This is a genomic window from Streptomyces sp. LS1784, from assembly GCF_020103755.1.
In the GTDB taxonomy this organism is placed as follows: domain Bacteria; phylum Actinomycetota; class Actinomycetes; order Streptomycetales; family Streptomycetaceae; genus Kitasatospora.
The window spans coordinates 1-2,032 of record NZ_JAHSQD010000928.1 but is presented as its reverse complement, the minus strand read 5'-3'; the positions used below and the strand labels follow the sequence as shown (position 1 = coordinate 2,032).

The window sequence follows — 2,032 nt, the reverse complement described above, 5'->3', positions numbered from 1 at the left end:
CGGGCCGCTGCCGCCGTACCGGGCGGCCGAGTTGGCGGCGGACCTGGCCGGCGCGCTGCGGGCGCTGCACGCGGCCGGGCTCATCCACGGCAACGTGACCGCGGAGTCGGTGCTGGTCTGCGAGGACGGCGCGGCGATGCTCGGCGGGCTGCTCGCCGGGGTGGCGGAGGAGGCGCTGGCCGAGGAGCTCGGTGGGCCGGGCGGTCGCCGCCGGTACGAGGTGCGGGCCACCCTGGTCGGCCCTGTGGCGGAGCGCTGGCCGCTGGACGGCGGTCCGGCGGGCGACTGCTGGGCGCTCGGGGTGCTGGTGCAGCGGCTGGTCACCGGCCGCGCGCCGTACCCGGAGCGGGGCGTGCCGGAGCTGGTGACGGCGGTACGGGACGGGCGGCGCGAGCCCGCGGTGGTGTGCGGGCCGCTCGCGCCGCTGGTGGAGCGGCTGTTGCAGCCTGATCCGGTGCTGCGGCCGACCGCGGAGGCGGTGCGCGGGGAGCTGGCGGAGCTGCTGGCGGGGGCACCGGAGCCGGTCGACGAGGACCGGGTGGCGCAGAGTTGGACCGGTGGCGGGCCGGGGCCGAAGCCGGAGGCGTCGCTGGTGCCGCGGCAGCCGCGCCTGCGCGGGGGGAAGGCCGGGGGTTCCAGGGCCGGGGGGAGTGCCCGAAAAGGCGGGAGCGGCGGGGACTTCGGGGCAGGAGACGGGGCGAAACCGCCCCGGATACCCCCCTCCCTGTTGGGCCCGCTGCTGGTGGGTGGAGTGTTTGCGCTGCTGGCGCTGGGAATTGTCGCGGTGGTGCTGTTCGCAGGCTGACCGCCCGCCCGGAATCCGGCCTTCCGGTCCAGGGAGCGGGCGTGATTACCCGGGGCGGCAAGGTGCGCCTAATGTGTGCGTGGGATTTGTTCGAACAGTGGTCTGCACCAGGCCCTCCGTCGCGGTGACGGCAGGCGGAATGTGTGGGGGAGCGGGCGCAGATGGGCGTGCAGGACCGGCCGGAGGCGGCCGAGGCGGAGCGGTTGCTGGCCGGGCGGTACGAACTCGGCGAGCGGCTCGGCCGGGGCGGCATGGGCACCGTCTGGCGGGCCTGGGACCGGATGCTCGACCGCGAGGTCGCGGTCAAGGAGCTGACCGTCAACCACCTGCCGGAGGAGGATCTCCAGATCCTGCACACCCGGATGAAGCGCGAGGCCAGCGCGGCCGCGCGGATCAAGCACCCCAATGTGATCACCGTTCACGACGTGCTGGAGCAGGACGGCCGGCCGTGGATCGTGATGGAGCTGGTCGACGGCCGCTCGCTGGCCGACGTGATCAGCCAGGACGGCACCCTGCAGCCGCGCGCCGTCGCCGAGGTCGGCAGCCAGGTGCTCGCCGCGCTGCACCGCGGCCACCAGCTGGGCGTGCTGCACCGGGACGTGAAGCCGGCCAACGTGCTGCTGGAGCGCGGCACCGGGCGGGTGGTGCTGATGGACTTCGGCATCGCGAAGTACGAGGGCTCGACGGAGCTGACCCGGCCGGGCGACCTGGTCGGCTCGCCGGACTACCTGGCGCCGGAGCGCGCCCAGGGCGAGCGGCCCGGGCCGGCCTCCGACCTGTGGGGCCTCGGGGCGACGCTGTACGCGGCGGTCGAGGGCCAGTCGCCGTTCCGACGGGACTCGCCGATCACCACGCTCGCCGCGGTGGTCGACGAGCCGCTGCCGGAGTCGCGGCGGGCCGGGCCGCTGGGGCCGGTGCTGGCCGCGCTGATGGCCAAGGACCCGGACGAGCGGCCGACCGCGGACGAGGCGGCCCGGATGCTGGCCGAGGTGCAGGCCGGGCACACGATGGGCCTGAAGTCGGTCGCGGCGGTGCGCATGCCCACCCAGTCGGTGCCGGTGGTGGACCGCAGCGAGGGCCGGGGGCTGGTGGCGGAGCCGGTCGAGGGCTCCGAGGAACCGACCGAGCCGAAGGCCTCCGCGTCCGCCGTCCCCGCCGCCCCCGCCGCCCCCGCCGGACCGGACACCGCCGGGGGCGAGCAGGCCGCCGCCCTGGCGCGCACCGGGC

At 76.5% G+C, this 2,032-nt stretch carries 2 protein-coding genes; both read left to right on the top strand.

Translation table 11 applies throughout. The features are described 5' to 3' along the window. On the top strand, nt 1-805 hold an 805-nt coding region (locus KS423_RS44315; RefSeq protein WP_374120173.1), incomplete at its 5' end, for a protein kinase. A gap of 161 nt (nt 806-966) precedes the next feature. Beyond that, on the top strand, nt 967-2,032 hold a 1,066-nt coding region (locus KS423_RS44310), incomplete at its 3' end, for a serine/threonine-protein kinase (protein ID WP_224285340.1).